13 protein-coding genes and 1 CRISPR repeat array are annotated in these 21,284 nt (G+C 34.4%); of the genes, 11 read left to right on the forward strand and 2 right to left on the reverse strand.

Annotated features, from left to right (window positions below; translation table 11 throughout):
• Positions 1 to 279: 279 nt before the first annotated feature.
• The 10 genes from IC221_RS26865 to cas2 all read left to right on the forward strand — a co-directional run bounded on the left by IC221_RS26865 (position 280) and on the right by cas2 (position 11,742).
• Complete coding sequence (locus IC221_RS26865) at positions 280 to 1,407, forward strand: hypothetical protein (RefSeq protein WP_188171902.1); 1,128 nt, start codon at positions 280 to 282, stop codon at positions 1,405 to 1,407.
• A 150-nt stretch (positions 1,408 to 1,557) separates the two neighbouring features.
• Positions 1,558 to 2,325 carry a WYL domain-containing protein gene (locus IC221_RS26870; RefSeq protein WP_188171903.1) on the forward strand — a complete coding sequence of 256 codons (768 nt, stop codon included), beginning with the start codon at positions 1,558 to 1,560 and terminating at the stop codon, positions 2,323 to 2,325.
• A gap of 121 nt (positions 2,326 to 2,446) precedes the next feature.
• On the forward strand, positions 2,447 to 3,241 hold the full coding sequence (locus tag IC221_RS26875; RefSeq protein WP_188171904.1) for a CRISPR-associated endoribonuclease Cas6: 795 nt from the start codon (positions 2,447 to 2,449) through the stop codon (positions 3,239 to 3,241).
• 12 nt (positions 3,242 to 3,253) lie between these two features.
• The gene (locus IC221_RS26880) at positions 3,254 to 6,106 is read left to right on the forward strand and encodes a hypothetical protein (RefSeq protein WP_188171905.1); all 2,853 of its coding nucleotides are present in this window, start codon (positions 3,254 to 3,256) and stop codon (positions 6,104 to 6,106) included.
• Positions 6,107 to 6,129: 23 nt separating this feature from the next.
• Positions 6,130 to 7,077 (forward strand): type I-D CRISPR-associated protein Cas7/Csc2, encoded by a 948-nt coding sequence (cas7d, locus tag IC221_RS26885; RefSeq protein ID WP_188171906.1) that lies wholly within the window; start codon positions 6,130 to 6,132, stop codon positions 7,075 to 7,077.
• A gap of 65 nt (positions 7,078 to 7,142) precedes the next feature.
• Positions 7,143 to 7,802 (forward strand): type I-D CRISPR-associated protein Cas5/Csc1, encoded by a 660-nt coding sequence (gene cas5d / locus IC221_RS26890; RefSeq protein ID WP_188171907.1) that lies wholly within the window; start codon positions 7,143 to 7,145, stop codon positions 7,800 to 7,802.
• Between the two features lie 5 nt (positions 7,803 to 7,807).
• The gene (gene cas3, locus IC221_RS26895; RefSeq protein WP_188171908.1) at positions 7,808 to 9,889 is read left to right on the forward strand and encodes a type I-D CRISPR-associated helicase Cas3'; all 2,082 of its coding nucleotides are present in this window, start codon (positions 7,808 to 7,810) and stop codon (positions 9,887 to 9,889) included.
• Positions 9,890 to 9,938: 49 nt separating this feature from the next.
• A complete protein-coding gene (gene cas4 / locus IC221_RS26900) occupies positions 9,939 to 10,445 on the forward strand; it encodes a CRISPR-associated protein Cas4 (RefSeq protein ID WP_188171909.1) in 507 nt (168 codons plus the stop codon).
• A gap of 25 nt (positions 10,446 to 10,470) precedes the next feature.
• On the forward strand, positions 10,471 to 11,463 hold the full coding sequence (gene cas1b / locus IC221_RS26905; RefSeq protein ID WP_188171910.1) for a type I-B CRISPR-associated endonuclease Cas1b: 993 nt from the start codon (positions 10,471 to 10,473) through the stop codon (positions 11,461 to 11,463).
• Between the two features lie 18 nt (positions 11,464 to 11,481).
• A complete protein-coding gene (cas2, locus tag IC221_RS26910) occupies positions 11,482 to 11,742 on the forward strand; it encodes a CRISPR-associated endonuclease Cas2 (protein ID WP_188171911.1) in 261 nt (86 codons plus the stop codon).
• A gap of 211 nt (positions 11,743 to 11,953) precedes the next feature.
• Positions 11,954 to 14,226: a CRISPR direct-repeat array (repeat unit 30 nt; unit sequence ATTCTAATTATGGCATGTTGCCATTACGAT).
• A 318-nt stretch (positions 14,227 to 14,544) separates the two neighbouring features.
• Here the strand turns inward: cas2 and IC221_RS26915 are convergent.
• Together IC221_RS26915 and IC221_RS26920 are read right to left on the reverse strand one after the other, a co-directional pair.
• Positions 14,545 to 15,960, reverse strand: coding sequence for an arylsulfatase (locus IC221_RS26915; RefSeq protein ID WP_188171912.1), 1,416 nt, complete (start codon positions 15,958 to 15,960; stop codon positions 14,545 to 14,547).
• A gap of 75 nt (positions 15,961 to 16,035) precedes the next feature.
• Entirely contained in the window at positions 16,036 to 17,673 is a 1,638-nt protein-coding gene (locus IC221_RS26920; RefSeq protein WP_188171913.1) for a sulfatase-like hydrolase/transferase, read from the reverse strand.
• 368 nt (positions 17,674 to 18,041) lie between these two features.
• On the opposite strand from IC221_RS26920, the gene IC221_RS26925 reads away from it, so the two are divergent.
• On the forward strand, positions 18,042 to 21,284 hold the full coding sequence (locus IC221_RS26925; RefSeq protein WP_188171914.1) for a SusC/RagA family TonB-linked outer membrane protein: 3,243 nt from the start codon (positions 18,042 to 18,044) through the stop codon (positions 21,282 to 21,284).

The following is a 21,284-nucleotide window of genomic DNA, read 5'->3' on the forward strand; positions in this document are numbered from 1 at the left end:
TATTTAAAGTTTTTGAAAGGCAGTAATCGGAAAAAATAATATGAATTAGTGATATATAATTTTGTCTTAGTACTTAAAGATTACTTGTAATAATAGTTAGAATGGAGAGGCTTACAAGATTTGTAAGTCTCTTTTTTTCACCTTTTTCTCGCATTATTATGTTCATTTTTACTCAATTTTTTCATCACAAAGCAAAAGAGTTGTTTCGTAACATTGAATAAATGGGTACATTGTGATGCATTAAAAATAAACTTCTATATACACTAAAAATATAAAGCCGTGACCTACGAAATAGCAACTATTGTTGAGGCTCTTCAACTTTACAAAGAAGAGTTTTCGTCTCTTTATTCTTGGAAATCTGATCTGTCTCGATTGGTAGAACTGCAAGTAATTTCTACTCCTGAATTGGATGGACTTCTTCAGTTACCGGTTTTTGAAAAGGAAATTCGAGTAAAGAAAATGGTACATTATGCTTTGCATCGCTTCCATAAACAAGACAGAGTAAAATTCGAAGACCTCTCGATGTGGTTGATTGTAGATTGGGGAGTAATCAAAGCCGCCAATCGTGAAGATACTTTGCCTATCATTTATAATTTTATTGAAAAAGGAGAGAAGCCTTTTAGCAGAATAGCGAGTTACTCTAAGGTGGCTTCTTTTATGTACCCAGAGGAATGTATAATCTATGATGCTAGGGTGGCGTACACGCTTAACTGGATTTTACTTTCGAGAGAATCAGGTTCTCAATTTTTCCCAATGCCATTGGGTAGAAATTCCAAGATGAATGCTTTTGATATAGAAGTATTGCTTCGATTAAAGCATAAGGAACTCTATCAGATCGATTCACCATTAGCAATGGAAAAACAGTTTATTGCCAATCGAGATAAGCAGTTATATATTCCAAAAGATGAGGCCTACAATGAAATGAATCAGCTGATCAAAGCAGTACATCCGGAATTATGGGAGGATGGAAGAACGGAACTATATTATACAGAAATGCTTCTATTCTCAATGGCAGATACTTTTGTAACCAAGGAGATTGTGGAGTCCGTTGATGTTACTTTTAAACCGTTGAATATTTTGAAGAAGAATATTAAGAAGTTAAGCACTTGGGGGAAAAGAAGTGCATTTGAGTATACAGGAAGTGTTCATAAAGGTACTACTATTTATATGGGGGAGCACCTGTCCTCTAAACTAGAGATTAGCAAAGAAACCTATCGTCAATTGCTTTCTGAATTTGAAGGAATGACCGTTCCAATTGGCACTTCTAGAACCTCACCTGCTGAGGGTAGTTTGGGAGAATGGATTCAGCAAAGAACAAATAAAGTAGGCACTACTTCTTTTGTGGGAGCAATATTGGTCGCTGAAGGTTTTGCGGAGAAAGAGGGGAGTGAGATTCGGTTTTTGTAATACTATTATTAGTATCACAGATTACGTACTTGGTAATACATGTTAACAAAGTGTAAAATCATTTGTAAAACAGTATATTTTAGTTTTAAAATTGACATTATAGTCAATAATAGACAGAGCTATTAGTATCTTATTTTTTTGTTTAAACTTATGGCAGATGTAAAAAATATAATCAAGCTATTACAATTACTTACAAGAGAAGAAGGGGTATCTTTAGAAGAGTTAGAAGTTGCTTTAGAGATGAAAAATAAAGGAATCTATAAAAATCTAACTTTGCTTAAAGATGCTGACGTAGAAGTTATAAAAGTTAAACCCAGACACTGGAGAGTAAGGCAAGAAGAGCTATTAGGACTGTTTAACTTGAGTAGTGAAGATTTAGTAAAAGTTGATCATATAAAGGAAGCAATTATTGATGATAAGTGTATCAACTTACTAAAGTATCAAAATTCTAAAGGATATACTGGTGATTTTAAAGTGGAACCAATTTCTCTATTTGATCGAAACAGGCGGTTATGGTGTTTTGACCTAAAAGATCATCAACTAAAACAATTTAAGTTAAGTAGAGCAGAATATGTGGAAATTACTACTAGGCCAAGGTACTATAAGGAAAGGTACGTAGATGTTCAATGTGATATTTTTGGAACTGCATCTAAGGAAGTAAGAAAAATCTCTTTTCTATTGACAACATTAGGCTATCAATTGATGAAGGAAACATACCCTGAGAGCCGACAATACCTTACTGAGATCAACACAAGAAATGATAATTTTATCTATAAGTATGAAGGTGAAGTATTTAGTTATAAGGGGGTAGGAAGATTTATTCTTGGGATACCTGGTCATGTGATGGATATACAACCAAAATCTCTTCTTTATCATGTTCAAGAAGAATTAAAGAGAGCTTATTATTCTGAGCTGTAATATTAATTCTCCATTTTGGAGAATAAGTAAACTATTAGACTTAAAATAAAAAACCACTAGGTGTTTTAATTGAGTTTTACCCTGTTAATAATGAGATTAGCATAACATAAAAAAATACAAAATGCATAAACAACTAAAACTCCGGTGTATTACTGAAAATGCAAAATTGACTTATAACTTCACCACTGTTGTTGGAAATATTATCAACAATAAAATATCGGAAGTTGACCCTCTACTAGGAGAGAAACTTCATAATGGTGGAACCAAGTATGGTAAAGGTCATTCAGCTAAATTATTTATTTCAAGGTTAAGACCTCTCAATTACTCTACATTAGATCATTGCATCCAAGTGAAGGGTAACGAATATGTTTTGGATGTTAGGTTTTATGATCTTATTCTGTCAAAAGCTTTTAATAAAGCTATTCTATTAGACGAGACATTATATTTGGCTGATAAGTACGGAACTAAAATTTTTAAGATTGTTGGAGAAAAAAATATGAAGGTTCCTCATTTTTCAAATAAAATGAGATACAAATTACGTACTCCAAGCTCGTTATCAGAAAAGAAAAAAGATGAGAGAAAAGGAAGAGTTATTCGACCTAATGAACCACTTTTTATTGAAAAGCTACAAGATCACTTCTTAAGAAAGACAGATATTCTTTATCAGTTTGGTATTAAAGATGAAGGCTTAGAAGAAGGAATTGAAGACCTTCGCTTCTCATTAATAGGAAATAGAATAAAGGAAAAACGTCTATATTTTACCCCATCAAGTAGTGAAAAGCCTGTTGGAATAAAAGGTTATGAATATGACTTCGAACTAGTAGCTCCAGTTTCAATTCATAAATTGATCTACTATGGTGGTTTTATGGAGAATACAGCAAGAGGGTTTGGTTATTTAGATGTATTACAAAACTAACATTACATAGAAATGAATTTTGAAATTGTTAAAGGAATGTTTGTTCTTGAAAAGTCTCAGCTTGTGTTGGATCAGCTTTTTAAGACACTATTTCCAGCATTGATCGAACAATATGGTATAAAAGAAGCAAAAGGCTATTATGAGACTGATAAGATAGTTTATGATAGTTATGATATGCCTTATCATATTCATATTCTGCAAGGACTTTTTCCTAGTGTTCAAGTATTTGAAAAGGTAATAATTAGTTTTAAGGAAGAATCTAATAAAGATTATGAGATTTGGTTGAAGGTATTTTGTCTAGGTTTTTTCTTACATGATGCAAATAAATTGATTGAAGGATCACTCTTACATGCTTTTAATGAAATCGCTGATAATCAAGATAACCTTCATGAAAAACTTAAAATCCCAGATTTTTTTCCTGGAGTAGAAGATTACTGGGGTGATGTACAAAATGTAGCTCTCAATGCAGAAAATAGGACATCAGTAGCTTCTGCAATGAGAGAAATGAACCTTCCTAAAGGTATTACTGAAATATTTGAAAAGTTATCGAGGTTTGCTGATAAGGTTGCTTCAATGGGAGGTGCTATTCAATATAATAAGCAAGAGGATGGAACACTCATAGAGTCAAAAAGATATGCAGATGGATATAATAATGTGAGAGGGATGTTTTTACATATTAAAAGCTTACTAGAAAGCTTTGATATGGATCTCGAGTTGAATTACGTCTCTTTAAATGAGAATCCATTTAAGATGTTATCCAAACAAGCTCTTTTTGGTGTATTGCTAGCCTTACAAGAATCTAAAAGACAGGTAATAGGACTTACGTATAATGGCATCATCTTTTTCGGGAAACCATTTGATACTCATTTAGAAAAGAGATCGATAGAAATTGCTAACGATAGTGAGGAAGTAGATGTTGCTAATCTTACTAAAGTAGATTTTCAGACAATCAATTTCGATTTTCTTAGTAAGAAACCTTTGAGTGAGGACATTTGGAATGAAGCATTGATGGAAAATGAAAGACTTTCAAACAAGTTCTTATCTATGGCTTCAAATGGTGCATCAAGTTTTTCAAGTGAATATGGGTTTCAAAGTTTATTAACTTTAATTGAAAAGCTAAAATTATCATCTTATATCGACTCCCGGTTTGATGAAAAAAACCAGAAGGTTTATTTGATGTTTACTAATGTAGATTCAGAGGAAGGTAAACTTTTTAGATCTTTAATGTGCTTGAAGAAAACACTTTTTATAAATGAGAAGAAAGTAAAAGCATGGAAGGATAACTTTTCTACTTTTAGTAAAAGTGATGAACCATTCTATGATGGTTGGGAATGGAAAGTTGAAAGTGAAATCTCACCTATATTATCAACTCCTAATGAAGTTACTGAATATTTTAAATCTTATGTAAAATCACCTAGTAACCTTATTAAGACACTATATGCAATCATTTGGGCAGAAGGAGTTATTAATGGGTTGATTGGTGATGATCCAGAAGAGGTTGTAGAAGAGTACCTTGAAAATATCATGACCCAACTTAACCCCAATGAAGATGATTTAGGAGGTAATGAGAGTTCTAATGATATTTCAGAGATAATATCAACCTATCTTGATTATCCCAATTCTAAGAATAAGCTATGGGAAAAAGATTTATTTATTCCTGAAGCAGAAGAAAGATGTGTAGTGACTAACGCTTTTGCAACAGAGAAATATGAAGAGGTTAAAGCTTTTGGATTAAAAGCTAGAGGTTATAGTAGGAGAGCTCCATCTTATCTGACTACATCTCCCAAAACGAAGATATCAGATATCGCCATTTCTGAAAATCAGATTCGTAAAAAATATTTCCCAAATGGAAATCAAAAAGAAGCTCATATAGCAGTTTATAGAGATTTTTGCGAATGGGGTTTTGGCTTACCACTACAGAATAACCTATTAGAAATGATTGCAGTTGCAAAAGGTGATATAGGGATTGAGGATAATAAGATAAAGGTAGATAGTGGAGCCATTTTAGATCAGAAGCATCATGAGTATGAGTTGATGGATGTGGGGAAAGATGTAGAATCACAATTTTACTTTATCAGTAAAAATATCCGTATTGCCTCAAGACTTGGTATAAGATGTTTTGTAACAAGTATCATGACTCCTTATCGACCTCATAAAGCAATTTTTCATTATGAAAATGCTCCAAGGTTTGCTAAACAACTTGGATGGGATAAAGTAAGACTTTTTGAAATTGATCAAGTGGTCAATGAAATCTCAATTATTTGGGAACTGTCTAAAGTAGGTAAGAATCTAAATTCCGGATATATACTTTCTTATGCTGGAGATCGCAATCATTTGTTTCGATTGTATGGTGATTATGTGAAAAGAGTTGAAGCAAAAGAGAAAGAGAATAAAGCAAAAACCTTAATTGGCGGTGTCAAGAAAAAAATTAAAACATTTATTGAATCAAAACCACAATATTTTTCAAATATGATTTCGATGAGCAAATTGGCTGAAATAGCTGTATCTATCAAACAAGAAAATAAAAATACTTCTCAGCAAAGTAAGATTATTAGAATAGCATTAGATGTTATGAAAACAGCTGTAAAAGATAATCAGCCAGAACAAGAATATATTGTAACGATGGTTGCAGGTGCTCTACAAAAGACTTTTCAAGCAGATAAATATATACCAAGTGATCAATTGAGAAATGCTTCTAGAGCATTTTCTGAATTGTTGTATGATATGTATACAAATGAATGGGGAGGTAGTTTTCCTGCAAAAACAAAAGAGAAGATGCTAATCAATCAATTTGCTTTTATCTATTCAGAGAAAGTAGCAGAGTATTTTGAAAAAAAGAATGTTGAAAAAAAATCAAATAACTAATTTATAAACACTGGTAAAAAATCATGAAAGACTTATTTAAAGTAATCGAGGATAGAGGTTTATTTATTGATAACCTTAAGACTAATAAACTAGGGTGTATTAAAATAGCTATTGTTAGAGAGGTAGTCAACCCAATGATTATTAGAAGTACATCACCGGATGAGGTATTGAGTTATAAATTTCCATCAGGTAAGGAAGCTCTTGAAATTCCCGCTAGAAAATTAAAAAGCAGAGAAAAATTGCGTGGTTTAAAACAAGCTCGTTTGTTTGATGCAGTTAGTGAAGAATTGCATTATAATTCTATCAAAAAGAGTGATTATTTAGCGAATGTCAATTCCATAACGTTTGGTGATTCAGTTACAGAGTCAGGTGATGCAGTGGGCTTACCTACAAGAGTAGTGTATGATTGGGGATACTCGATACAGGATGTTAATGATATTTCTGATACATTACAACATAATGCATTAGGTGAAAGTGGTACTATGTGGGATGAGGAAGAAGGAAAACTTAGACAATCTTTATTCCAGGTACAATATGTAAAACAAGGTGCTTTAATCCCTCATTTTATTACACTGGAGAATGTTACTCCAATTATGTTGTTTCACCTTCTTTCAGCAGTGATCTATGAAAATAGATATGGTGCCCAAAGTAGAACAACAGGTATGAATATGGTGAACCATATTGTTGGTGTTGGCTTTGGTAGAGAAGAAGCTGCTATTAATAGCTATTTGATCTCAAGAGATTGGGATCATTCTCTAGAGCCAACTCTTGATAATGTCAGTAAGAAGGTTTCAGAAGTTATGGAATCTTTCTATAGTGAGAATTTACTTAATGGTGAAGAGCTTGTCAAAGCTGTTAAAGAAGTTTGGGAAAGTGGTAAGGATTTGGAAAAAGAATACAAAGGATTCCAGAATTTATCCGAAAAATTTCTTCAAGATATAGGAGTGATAAAAGGTAAAAAGAAACGTTAGGCTTTAGGATATATAAAGGAGGTTGTAAATCACGGTCTCCTTATGTTCACTTTAATTACAATAAGATGCATGTATATACAATAGAGCTGACGTTATTGAACCACTTGTTTTATAATACAGAAAACTCAAATGGAGTTTATACTGCTCCATTTATTGGTGATTTGGCACTAACCTATGCTTTGAGAAAAGTGTTGGTTGAAAATTGGGAAACACCAAAATATAGAAGAAAACCATTTTATCAGGAGATTAAGGATTGGGGGTTTTATGTATCAGTAGCAACGCCCGTAGATTATACTTATACTGAAGTATACACTCGAAATACCCTATTTAATGTAGATGGGTTTGTGAATACAGATGCAATTACAAAGAGTAGTAAATCTCCGTATAAAACTTTGTTTTATACTCAAGGTGTAGCTGTAGGAAGTGTATTTGAGTGTCAGATTTTCAGTAGAGAACCACTCGAAATACCTTCAGTTTTGAGAGTAGGGAATGGAAGAGAAACACTAGTCAGTGTAAAAGAAAGAACTAAAAAACCAGATACTTTATGGTTAAATATTTTCACTCAAAAGGAGGTATTCAATAACCTTGAAAAAGTGGCTGACTTGATTCAGAATGAACCCTATGAAAAAGCCTATGTATTGGAACAGTATGTTTTATTAAAATATATTTCTCCTGATACAGCATTCAAAATTATGGAGGATTCTTTACAACCAACTAATTCATAGGTATTATGATTTCTGATAATGTCATCACATTAAAACTTTCACCTCAGTATGTAAAGCAGACTGAGGTGAAAGAAAAGTTCTACACTAGGGATGGAATTTTTGAGGGTTATATGCACAAGTCTCAATTGATCTTACGAGATCAATTTGATACGTTGCCATTATATACTTTTTTATATGCTCCCACTGGAACAGGTAAGTCTTACGGGTTTGTATTTCCTGTACTCAAAGATAGAGGACTCAATAAGAAAAAAGGTCTTTTAATCTTACCTACCAATACTTTAATTGATGAATTGCATGAAAACTTTTCTATTACTTTTAAAGGTTTAAAGATTAATAAACTGACAGGACAGTCTTTGGATGAAGCAGAGAAAAAGGGAAGTAAAAACCGTTGGGAGTATTGTTTGGAGTTAGCCGAAAGTTCTGATATTCTAATCACAAATCCAGATATTTTAAACTATGCAATGCATGGTGGATATGATAAGAATATTAAAAAGAGCATGGATAAATGGTTGAATCAATCCTGGAAAAACTCCGGAGGTAAGACGGTAATTCATTTTCTTAAACGCTTTGACTTTTTTGTCTTTGATGAGTTTCACTTATATGATGAAGAACAAATTGCAAATATTCTGACATTAACTAAACTCAGAGAGTGTTTTATAAGAAATTCTGCTCGATTCTTATTTGTATCCGCAACTCCAGAAAGAAAGTTAGAACAAGTTTTAGAAAGTGAAAATGTAACGATAAAGGATATTGAACAATGTTTATTGGATGATGATAAAAAAGTCAATAAAAACCATTACACTATCCTAGAAGAAAAGATAATTCAAGATGCTGTAAGTTCAAGAAAAATAAGGGGAGGGATTGAAGTTAAAATTGTAAAGTCTGATTCTTTCTTAGAAGTAATTATTAATAATGTAGATGAAGTAGTTGAGAGAGTAAAAAAAGGTGAGAAGGTACTTATTATTTTTAATGCTTTACATCAGCTTAACCATCTTAAATCAGAGATTGAAGAACTTTTTGGGGAAGAAAGAATAAGAGTAGTAACAGGATATCATCAATTGCAAGAATCTGATAATGATAAACCAATAATACTTGCTACAAGTAAAGTAGAGGTAGGTGCAAACTTTGGAGTGGATTATGGTTTGATGCAAACAGGGTTTAACAGCAGGTCATTTATTCAGAGGTTTGGAAGGTATGCTCGTGGAGGAAAGGAGGGTAAAGTAGTGATACATTATGATAGTTCATTGAAAGGAGGAAATAAGTCTATGACGACTTGTTTTACTTTACTTAAAAAAGCATTAACTAATTCTGCAGATCAGTTAGATCACCTTGACTATAATACCTTTGTAGATGCAATAAGCGTTAGTATGGATGACCCTAAATTTTATAAAGAGAAAGTACCTTTACTTTATGGTGAATATCTATTCTCTGTTTTCAAAAATTTTAAGGAGAATAATAATTACGAGAGCGTTAAGATTTTTGAGGAAGAGCTTTCAAAGTATTTGAATTCATCTAAGTTACCAGAAAAGACTAAAGAACGTTATAGTTACTATCTGAAAATAAATTCGACTATTTATCATCTTTCAAAACAATATCCTCAAGAAGGTAAAGAATGGAGTAGGTGGTGGAATGATTATTTAGAAACCTATTTAACATTTAAGGGATCAATTCCAATAGTGAAGGTAATAGACTTGGATGAAGGTGGACTAGAAACACAATATAGCATTGAATGGATTCTAACACACAAAGATATTATTGAAGAAAAAGAGGTAAATGGTGAAAGAATAATTGTGGTAGACAGAATGTTGGAATCAAGAAACACTGATATTCAATATGAGGTTGTTACAATGCCCTATATTGGAGCTGAACAGTATCGTTTTTTAGATTTTAAAGAAAGGGAAAAACCTTCTGATGCTTTTAAAAAGAGGCTAAAACTACTTGGAGATAAAGGAACAGGAAGAAGTATTTCTCCATTTAGAGTGGAGCAAAAAAAGCTTGTAACCTTATTGAAAGGTTTGATTCAAACTTTTTCTGAAAAGAGATTTAAAGTGGTTGATGTAAGAGGAAGTGATAGAAATTTTATCTAATGCTATTCTCTTCTCAATACGTTTTTTGACATCTTGAAAAAACTTTTATATGGTTACTGGACAACACATACATTACCTTCATATCTGCAAACGTAAGCTTTGGCTTATACTGAAGGGTATCAGTATGGAAACTTCATCGGAAAGGGTATTAGAAGGAAAGCATCTTCACGATACAGCTTATAAACAAAGGGCTGAAAAGTGGAGGGAGATAGATCTGGGATGCGGTAAAATTGATTACTTCGACCCGAAAACGAATACTGTTATGGAAGTTAAAACCTCTGATAAAATGGAGTGGGCACATGAAGCACAAGTTCTTTATTATCTATATACCCTGGAGCAAATGGGAGTAGAAAAACCTAAAGCTCGTTTAGAATACCCGTTACTTCGGAAGACAAAGGAATTAGTGATGAATGATGAGCTGAGAGCTGAAGTGAAAAAGTGGAAAAATGAGGTAGAAGAATTATCTCAAACCTCTGAATGCCCTTCTTGTATTGATAAACCCTTTTGTAAAAACTGTTCATTTTATGACTTCTGCTATATAGGACATGAGGTTTAAGGTGAAATTATAGAATACTATACAGATGAAAAAGCCATATTATTTCTTAAATCCCGGAAGAGTTTCAAGGAAAGACAATACTTTGAGATTTAAAAATAAAGAAGGAAAGCAAAGAGTTTTACCTGTTACGGACATTGAATCTATTTATTGTTTTGGGGAGCTGGATGCAAATACTTCCTTTTATAATTTTATGGGTAAAAATGGTATACCTGTTCATTTCTTTGATTACTATGAACACTACACAGGTTCTTTTTATCCAAAGGAAAAACTTCTAGCTGGTCAGGTACAAGTCGCTCAAACATTGCATTATCATCATAAAGCGAAAAGGATTGTTTTGGCACAACGTTTCGTGGATGGGGCATCTTCTAATATTCTGAAGAATTTACAATATTATAGAAGAAGGGGAATGGATCAACTTTCAATGATTATTGAGCAAATTGAAGAGTTAAGAATGAGTATTCCTTTTTCAAGGAAAGTACCTGAACTAATGGGTATAGAAGGGAATATACGTCAGGTGTATTATCAGGCATTTGATTTAATCATCAAGGATTTCAGAATGGATGGAAGAAGTAAACAGCCTCCCAAAAATGAAGTGAATGCTTTAATTAGTTTTGGGAATATGATGTGTTATACAACGTGTATGGATATGCTGTATCATAGTCAACTCAATCCCACGATTAGTTTCTTACATGAACCTGGTATGAGGCGTTATTCTTTAGCATTGGATCTAGCTGAAATATTTAAACCTATTTTGGTAGACCGGCTTATCTTTTCAATGCTGAATAAAAGGGTTATTCAAGAGCATGATTTTCAGAAAGAATTGGGTAAGTGTGTTTTAAAAGATTCTTCACGACAAAAGTTTCTGGAAGCCTATGATTCGAAATTGAAGGAAACAATAAAGCATCGAGACTTACAAAGAGAGGTGTCCTATAAGCGTTTAGTTTTATTGGAATGCTATAAATTAATCAAACATATTCTTGATGTAGAAGAATACCAACCTTTTAAAATATGGTGGTAACTATTAATAGAGTTAAAGATGTATATAATATTGTGTTATGATATTGATGTAAAAAGAGTTGGTAAGGTTTTAAAGACCTGTCGCAGGTATTTGCATTGGGTACAAAATTCTGTTTTGGAAGGTGAGCTGACAGGTTTGGAGTATCAGCAATTGAAAGATGAACTGAATGATATTATCAGTAATAATGATAATGTAAGAGTATATTCAGTTCGAGCAGAAAAGTGGATGAAGACTGAAATTCTTGGTGATTCATCTGTAAATACGTCCTCATTTTTATAATCTTGGGTTGTCGACTTCCCAAGAATTGTTCTTTGACAGTTTGTAATTATATTAAAAATATAGTTTTTGTGTATTTCTGAAATGTTTTCTGCGTTGTCGAAGGTAGGGGGTAATCCTATTATTGAGGATCGACAACATTAGGGATGGAAAAACTATTTATAAAAGTGGGATTAGAGCGTATATGAGCTGTTTTTTTCTTATTTTTGTACGTATTCTAATTATGGCATGTTGCCATTACGATTTAGATCCTTTCTTAATGGATCCACCTGCGTTTTTAGATTCTAATTATGGCATGTTGCCATTACGATGCGTACACGACCTTGTCGAGGAGTACACGCTCGGAATTCTAATTATGGCATGTTGCCATTACGATGCGATTAATAATCTTTCTTCGGCTGTTAATTTTGCTTATTCTAATTATGGCATGTTGCCATTACGATTAGTTATTTGACCTCAGAAATATCTATACTGTATTATTCTAATTATGGCATGTTGCCATTACGATGCAAAAAACTATTCCTTCCATAGTAAACCTGTTTATAATTCTAATTATGGCATGTTGCCATTACGATGTTGTCAGTCACTTTTCTTTCCTCACCTTCAAAGTGATTCTAATTATGGCATGTTGCCATTACGATTGGAAATTTATAGGTTATCAAGAACTTAAAAACAAATTCTAATTATGGCATGTTGCCATTACGATGTAAACCAATTTGAAATGCCTTGTGCTAAACCAGTAATTCTAATTATGGCATGTTGCCATTACGATGAGTAATACGTGTTTTTAACGTCTCTTGTGCAAATTATTCTAATTATGGCATGTTGCCATTACGATTTTTTTAAATGATTTTATTATGTGATAAAGGGGGGTAAATTCTAATTATGGCATGTTGCCATTACGATTTCACCTCTATATCTGTAATCCTTATACTTTTCATATTCTAATTATGGCATGTTGCCATTACGATAAATCAGTGGCTAGTTGCTTCATATGGAGATACTGCTATTCTAATTATGGCATGTTGCCATTACGATTTTGTACACTTAAAGTCTATTACAGTCAACTCGTCATTCTAATTATGGCATGTTGCCATTACGATCAAGATTTTTCTCTTCCTTTACCTTGGGTGAATCGTAATTCTAATTATGGCATGTTGCCATTACGATTTTATCATTAACAGGTTTTGAGTAGATCTTTGCTCTATTCTAATTATGGCATGTTGCCATTACGATTTCGTCGAATAAAGCTTTTGTTGAATAGTCAGCCGGATTCTAATTATGGCATGTTGCCATTACGATACAGAGGTGTATTCTAAAAATGATACAGTGTAATACATTCTAATTATGGCATGTTGCCATTACGATAATGCTACCGAAGGAATATAACGATATTCAGCATAATTCTAATTATGGCATGTTGCCATTACGATTTGGATAAAATGGAAGAAATGTCTGCTGATTTTTATATTCTAATTATGGCATGTTGCCATTACGATTTTGAATCAACGCCTCTTCAGCAATTATTTCGCTTTGATTCTAATTATGGCATGTTGCCATTACGATGATAGTTGATCTACTTGCCCCGAAATAGGTAACATAATTCTAATTATGGCATGTTGCCATTACGATTTGTTTTAACCTTTTCTTTGCGTGGTCGCTAATTGATTCTAATTATGGCATGTTGCCATTACGATTGATTTCATGCTTTACAATGTGATTGCTTAATACTGATTCTAATTATGGCATGTTGCCATTACGATGTTAGATTTTGAGGAGTTTGAGTATGTGAGAGGTGAATTCTAATTATGGCATGTTGCCATTACGATGGAGAATGTTCATGTGCAATTACAGCAAATCAAAGATTCTAATTATGGCATGTTGCCATTACGATGATAACCTTACTTATTACACTAAAGATGCTAATTCCTATTCTAATTATGGCATGTTGCCATTACGATGCTACTGTTGCCGGTTTAGAACAGTTGGGCTTTTTATTCTAATTATGGCATGTTGCCATTACGATAGTATTGGTCCAGCAATAGGACCTAATGTAGCAGCATTCTAATTATGGCATGTTGCCATTACGATTGCAAAGTGTTTTTCTTTGTCAGTATGCTGAATATCATTCTAATTATGGCATGTTGCCATTACGATTGCGTGAGTAGATTGTTTACTAGAGAGGGAATCTTTATTCTAATTATGGCATGTTGCCATTACGATGCGTTCACTCGGTCCTCTCTGGATTAACAACTGATCATTCTAATTATGGCATGTTGCCATTACGATTGAAATTTGGTCAATGGATTATTTCAAAGAGCAAATATTCTAATTATGGCATGTTGCCATTACGATATGTATTCAGGGCGTTGTAAACGAAAATCGGGAGGACTTCTTATTATGACAAGTTGCCATTACGATACCCCATGTGTTTGTTGTGGAGACATCTTTGATCTACGTCTTATTATGGCATGTTGCCATTACGATTGGATGGGAGGAGTAAGAACAGCACAACAGCAAAATCTTCTAATTAAGACCTGTTTTGGTTAATATTCTATTCATTTAGAGGAAAATACTACACTTTATATTATCATATTTCGAAAAGGTTTTTAATTCTTATTAGAATAACAAACCTCTATGATCTTGTGATGAAGTTTAATGATTTAAGTGAATTTTTATTTTTTATAACCTATTAATTCTTTCCTTCTATAGCACCCCATCTTGACCTAATTTTTTGAAAGACAGACCTGCTTTTTGATGCTAGAAAAGCAGGTCTGTATCAATAAGGAGTAGTCTTGGTTGTTATTATTTGACCATTTCATTGATCATCCCCCTCAATTCCTCCGCCTTCTTACCAAATTCACCAATCACATTTTTCTCCTCTGCAAAATCTTTATCAATACGATAAAGCTGTGCGTGGTCTTCATTATTTTTTGAATCAGGGTTTTTAGCCTCGATGTATTTCCATTCAGCTGTTCGGATAGCCTTTCTCCCTCTAGCATCTCTGTGAATTAAAGGAGGTCTTTCATAAGAACTTTTCTTATTATTGATCACATCCATAAAACTTGAGCTATCAATTGCGTTAGAAGGTGTTTTATTTTCGCCTTTACTGATGTAATCAGATAAAAAAGCGTAAACATCTACGGTACTGACAATGGCATCAGATGAAGTGTTTTTCTTGATTTTGTTGGGGTGGTTGATGATCATAGGAACACGGAATCCGCCATCCCAGATGGTATGTTTGTCACCTCGGTAATCGCCATTGATTTTTAGCCCTTTGTTCATGGCAAAGTTTTCTGGCATTACTTGCTTTTTCTTTGGGATATCACCTCCGTTATCACTTGTAAAGAGAATGATGGTATTTTCTCTTAATCCATTCTCTTCTAAGTAATCAATCAGTAAACCAAGACAGCGGTCAATGTCTTGAATGAAATCACCGTACGCACCTGCATTGCTTTTTCCTCTCATTTCTGGACTAGGAGTAATAGGATGATGAACTGCTACCGAAGAAAAGTACAAGAAGAAAGGTTGGTCCTTGTCTACTGTTTCTAGCCAATCAATGGACTTTTTTGTGAGGTCGTTCATTACTTGTTCTGTCACTCTTTGAGGAGCATCATAACCGGCATATTGCTTTCCGTAAAATGACCTACCATAAGGAGATATTTTATCTGACTTCAAACCATAAATTTGATCATTTTCAATATAAATCTTATGCACATCATCAAGGTTGTTAGGAACAGTGAAGCTATAATCAAAACCATGTGCATTAGGCCCCATTTCAATTTTACCTAGAAGGTTTTTAAATTTTTCTTTTTTATAACCCAAATGCCATTTCCCTACTACTGCTGTAGTATATCCAAGCGATTTTAAATAATCAGGTAATGTCTTTTTGTTAGCATCAATCAGAGATGGATCTGAAGGGCTAACTACCCCTTTTTTCATTCTAGTTCGCCATGAATATTCACCAGTAAGTAAACCATATCTTGTAGGAGAACATACTGATCCTGTAGTAAAAGCATTGGTAAAGTGAATGCCTTCTTTGGCGAGTTGATTAATATTAGGAGTTTGTACCAATGATTTTGGAGCACCATATACATTGGTGGAACCATAACCGAAGTCATCGGCAAAAAATAAGATAACATTTGGTTTTTGCTCTTGAGCAGTGATGTAAGTTGAAAGTCCTAAGCTAAAGCTTAAAAGAAAAATTAATTCGCGCCACATAGTGTTGTCAATTCGTAAATGAGGAAAAGGTTTGAGGTAAGCATTATCCTTTTGATGTTTCTTACCTCATAGGTCTTATAATTTTACTTCAGGAAGAATATTTCTATTCTTGATAAGGGAAGTTCTTTTGGAATTATTTTTAGTCAACCACTCAATAAGGTATCCTTTTAACTCTTCGACTTTTCCTTTATACTCCATAGCATTAGGGTTTTCACCAATCAGATTCGTGATTTCTGTAGGATCATCGTTTAGATTAAATAGAACATCTAGTTCGGGGTGTCCTTCAGCGTAAGACGTGATTAATTTCCATCCATCATTACTAACGACCATATAATTAGGTTGACGAGGGCCGTGGTAATCCCATTCAGTTACTGTATACTTTCTGTTTTCTACTCCCTCCACTACAGGTTTCAATGACACACTATTATTTTCCACACCTTCTACACTGAGGTAATCTAAAATAGTTGCATTCAAGTCAAGTAGAGAAACAGGACTGCTTACCTTCGTTGGTTTTATTTTTCCAGGGTACCACATTATTAATGGAACACGAGCAGATTCTTCGTAGAAAACATTTTTTTCTCTCATACCATGTGCTCCTAACATTTCGCCATGGTCACTTGTGAAAATCACAAGCGTATTTTTATCCATACCATATTTCTTAAGGTCTTTCATGATTTGCCCTAAGTAATGATCAATCTCAGATACAAGACCAAAGTAGTTGGACATCATATATTTTACCTTTTCAGGATCTCTGTATTCTGGGAGTGAAAGTCTGTTGTTTGCATTTTTATAAGGAACGTTTTTGATTTCATCAAAAATGCTTGCAGGAGTGGGCATGTCTTCCGGATCATACATACTGTACCAAGGTTCAGTTGGAAGCATGGGAGCGTGAATAAAGAAGTAAGCTAAAGTAAGGCTAAAAGGTTTGTCTTGTTTTGAAGCTCTCTTCAATGCATCACGTAAAGTAGAAGTTTGATAACTACTAATACTGAGTTCTTCAGGAAGATGAAGTTGACCATGACCATCAGGCTGAGCCAATTTTAGCGTTTTATTTTTATCCTTATAATGTGTTCTGCGATAATCTTCCCCTTTTTGATACCTCATATCAATAGGGTCAGGCGTATAGTAGTTTCTAAAATATCGATCTACTAGATCACCTTCTAGTGGTTGATATGCCTTTGACTTTTTATACTCATTCATTTTGAGTTGATACCCTCTCTTGTTTTTTGTAGTGTATACATTATGTTTATTTGTAGTATACGAAAACTCAGAGTAAGCATCAGAAAGGTGAATGGGAGAATGGTATTTCCCCAAATATTCACTGTAATACCCATTTTCTACTAATATCTGATCAAACGAAGGGATAGGGCAGTAAGTACCTTCATTTGGGTTGTTATAAGCATATTCATTTTTACGAACACCATGATTTTCTACTGTTTGTCCCGTTAGGATGCTGGTTCTTGCGGGGGCACATACAGCACAAGGCGTATAGGCATTGGTAAAATAAGCCCCTTCATTGGCGAGCTTATCAAGAGCTGGTGTTTTTAAGAAGGGAAATACCTTGGCTTTACCAATGGCATCAAACCGTTGTTGGTCAGTAATGATGAACAAAAGATTCGTTTTCTTGTTTTTTCTTTCACCGTCACCACCAAAACTTGCAATTGGTTTGATTAATGTAATTAGAAGTAATATTTTTAATATCTGATTTGTCATATTCATTTCCTCATAGTTTGTGAACAATAATCGCTTAGTACTTATGTCACAAACTTACGGGCACGGCCTAAAAATTAATTAATACGCTCTTAATAGGGCTTAATTCAAAGGGAAATGGAGAAGACTATTTATTTTTTTTGAACATTTCAATTTTTCAGAATCTGATTCATTAAGATCTTTTTTTATTAGCAAAACGTTTATTTGACGCTCAAAAACGGCAATTAAGCCACAATTAATGCATTAATCAGAAAAAATTAATGACTGCCTCCTAAACTTGAATATCAGAAAATGATAATAATTTTTTTCTCGGAAATCTTATTAGACAGCAGACTGATGAAATGAATATTAACGAACTAGCGTAGAGAAGAATGAAACGAAAGTTACTTTATTTACTACTTATTGCAATATGTTCTTCCACTATTGTAATGGCTCAGGGAGAACAAAGAAAAATATCCGGAAAGGTATTGTCTATAGATGATGATATAACACTTCCGGGTGTAAACGTTCGGGTAAAAGGAACCACTTTTGGTACTATTACGGATATGGACGGAAGATACTCCATCAATGTTGATGAAGGAGATGTATTGGTATTCTCATATATCGGTATGATTTCGAAAGAAGTGATCGTTGCCAATCAGGTAACGCTTGATGTTGCACTTGAAACAGAAGTAGAGCACTTAAAAGAAGTGGTGGTGACAGCATTAGGCATCAGCCGTGAAAAGGAAAGTTTGAGCTATGCTACTCAAGGCGTAGAAGGAGAGTCACTCACTGAAGTAAAGCAAGCGGATTTTATTACAGGCTTAGCAGGTAGAGTGGCAGGTGTGCAGATCACTGGAGCAGATTCACCTACAGGTACAAGCCGAGTGGTGATTCGTGGTGCAACTTCTTTGACCAAAGACAACCAACCTTTATACGTAGTGGACGGTGTGCCAATTGACAGTGAAGGTGGTGATACAGGTGTGTCACTTTCGGGTGAGTCTGAAAACTTGGATTATGGTGGAGGCATCAGTTTTATTAATCCTGAAGACATCGCAGACGTACAGGTTTTAAAAGGAGCAAATGCCGCTGCACTTTATGGTTCAAGAGCCGCAAATGGCGTGATCATGATCACAACAAAAAAGAGTTCTTCTAAAGGAGATCGATGGGGTGTTTCTTATGGTTTGAATTATCAGATCAGAGAAATTACGCAATTCCCCGACTTTCAAAATGTATATGGAGCAGGGAGTAATACAAGAGTAGGATCTTCTCAAAACCACTTTGATCCAGTGACGGGCTTACCTGATTTATATAACTTCAGAAGGTCTTGGGGTGCACCGATGGTCGGACAAGAGGTGTTGAGTTATAATGGAGAAGTGGGAACGTATGATGCTCAGCCAAACAATATCAAAGACTTTTTTACAAGAGGTAGAAATATCACCAACAGTTTGGTATTGCAAAAGAAAGGAGAAAAAGGATCGCTTTATATCTCTTATACGAATATGGATGCGACTGATATTTTGGAAGGTTCTAACCTACAAGTTAGAAATACTTTCAACGTGAGAACCACTCGTCAATTTAAGAAATTCTTGGAGGCAGATGTGAAGGTGACGTACATGTCTGAGCAAACGACTAACCGTATGCAAAAGAATGGTAGTGATAAGAATCCTTACAACTCCTTTATTTACATGCACAGAAATGTGAAGTTGGAAGAGCTTTCGCCATGGAAAAATGAAGACGGAACAGAAGTGGGACAGGTGGAAGATTTCTTCAACCCGTACTGGTCACTCAATGAAAATAAAAACGAGGACACGCAGGAACGTTTTATTCCAATGATGACCTTAAAATCTAAAATCAGTAAAGACCTTGATGTAAGAGTGAGAGTGGGTGGTGATATCAGGATGAGAAATGGCTATTCATTTAGCAATATGGGTTCTGCTTTAGATCCTGATGGAAGGTATTCGATGTTCAATAGAAATACCCAAGTATGGAACTACGAAGGGTTTGTCAATTATAAAAAGACAGCAGGAAAGTTTGATATATTCGCTACAGCAGGTGCCAGTAGATTTGATAAAAGCATCAATTTTGATGAAACGGTGATCAATAGTTTAATCGTTCCAGAAGTAGCGAGTGCATCCAATGCCGCCACACTTCCAATTGTGACACAAGGAGTAGACAACAAGCGTATTAATTCTGTTTTCGCGACGGCTTCAGTGGGGTATAATAACATTCTTTATTTAGACCTTTCGGCAAGAAATGATTGGAGTTCAGCCTTGCCTGCCAAAAACAATTCTTACTTCTACCCTAGCGTGGGTACTTCCTTTGTATTCACTAACCTACCGGGGATGTCAGATGGTGCATTGTCTTTTGGTAAAATTAGAGGATCAATTGCTCAAGTGGGTAACGATACAGGGTTTAATGAGTTGAATAATACTTTCAGTTATGGTGGAAATTATAATGGTTATGCTTGGGTCTCGAATCAATCGATGTTGAGAAATCCGGACTTAAAACCTGAAACGACGAATTCATGGGAAGTAGGAGCAGAATTGAAATTCTTCCAGAATAGAATCAGCTTGGATGCCACTTATTATGATAATAGAACTTACGATCAGATCATTCGAATTGACTTGCCAAGCGGAGCAGGTTATCAAACAAAAATGATCAATGCAGGAGAAATTCAAAACCGAGGAATAGAACTTACACTAGGAGTTACCCCAGTTCAATCCAACAATTTTCAATGGAATATGCTTATGAACTGGTCGAAAAATAATTCGATGGTCAACTCATTGTTCAGTGATCCACTGACGGGTGCAGAACTAGATAGAATAGAATACCGAGGTTATTCTACAGTTGCAATTAGTGCTGAAGTAGGCCAACCATTTGGAGTGATTAGAGGTGAAAAATGGTTGACGGATGATGAAGGTAGAAAATTGGTGAGCTCAGATGGTATTCCAATTGCCAATCCAAATCAGGTTTTAGGTAACGCACAACCCGATTGGTTAGCCTCTGTCAACAACTCTTTCAGTATTAAGAATTTTGATATTAGCTTCTTGATTGATATAAAAATGGGTGGTGACCTTTATAGTGTATCTAGGTCGAAAGCTGAAACGTGGGGAAATACTGCAAATACAGTGGAAGGAAGAGATGACTACTGGTTTAGTAGTATTGTATTGGGAGAAAATGCCAGTGAAAGAAATGGAGACGGATTATATGGCAACGAGTACGGCGATAGTGATAGAAACAAAGGCATTTTGTTAGATGCTTATGAGGCAGTTCAAAACTCTGAAACGGGAGAATGGGAAGTAGTAGGTAAAAATACAAATTACGTATCACCTCAAAACTTCTTCCAAACAGGAACTTCTAGTGCGAAAGAATTTAATACTTATGATGCCTCTTATGTCAAATTAAGACAAGTAGCCATTGGCTATAACATTCCTAGAAAGTTGATTAGGAAAATAGGTCTTCAAACTGCAAAGATCTCTGTAGTAGGTAGAAACTTATGGATTATCTATCAAAATACACCGCATGGTTTAGATCCTGAAGCCACTTCTTATTCAGGCAACGGGCAGGGTATTGAAAATGGTTCATTACCGCCTACATCATCATTAGGTTTTGATTTTAGAGTATCATTTTAA

The sequence above is a fragment of the Flammeovirga sp. EKP202 genome, assembly GCF_014534745.1.
Taxonomy (GTDB): Bacteria; Bacteroidota; Bacteroidia; order Cytophagales; family Flammeovirgaceae; genus Flammeovirga.

Bases quoted from the DNA above. Each gene is read 5' to 3' on its own strand.
- IC221_RS26880 (WP_188171905.1), top strand. From the start codon at position 3,254: ATGAATTTTGAAATTGTTAAAGGAATGTTTGTTCTTGAAAAGTCTCAG.
- IC221_RS26870 (WP_188171903.1), top strand. From the start codon at position 1,558: ATGGCAGATGTAAAAAATATAATCAAGCTATTACAATTACTTACAAGA.
- IC221_RS26875 (WP_188171904.1), top strand. From the start codon at position 2,447: ATGCATAAACAACTAAAACTCCGGTGTATTACTGAAAATGCAAAATTG.
- cas7d (WP_188171906.1), top strand. From the start codon at position 6,130: ATGAAAGACTTATTTAAAGTAATCGAGGATAGAGGTTTATTTATTGAT.
- cas2 (WP_188171911.1), top strand. From the start codon at position 11,482: ATGTATATAATATTGTGTTATGATATTGATGTAAAAAGAGTTGGTAAG.
- cas3 (WP_188171908.1), top strand. From the start codon at position 7,808: ATGATTTCTGATAATGTCATCACATTAAAACTTTCACCTCAGTATGTA.
- cas4 (WP_188171909.1), top strand. From the start codon at position 9,939: ATGGTTACTGGACAACACATACATTACCTTCATATCTGCAAACGTAAG.
- cas1b (WP_188171910.1), top strand. From the start codon at position 10,471: ATGAAAAAGCCATATTATTTCTTAAATCCCGGAAGAGTTTCAAGGAAA.
- IC221_RS26915 (WP_188171912.1), bottom strand. From the start codon at position 15,960: ATGTGGCGCGAATTAATTTTTCTTTTAAGCTTTAGCTTAGGACTTTCA.
- IC221_RS26925 (WP_188171914.1), top strand. From the start codon at position 18,042: ATGAAACGAAAGTTACTTTATTTACTACTTATTGCAATATGTTCTTCC.
- cas5d (WP_188171907.1), top strand. From the start codon at position 7,143: ATGCATGTATATACAATAGAGCTGACGTTATTGAACCACTTGTTTTAT.
- IC221_RS26920 (WP_188171913.1), bottom strand. From the start codon at position 17,673: ATGACAAATCAGATATTAAAAATATTACTTCTAATTACATTAATCAAA.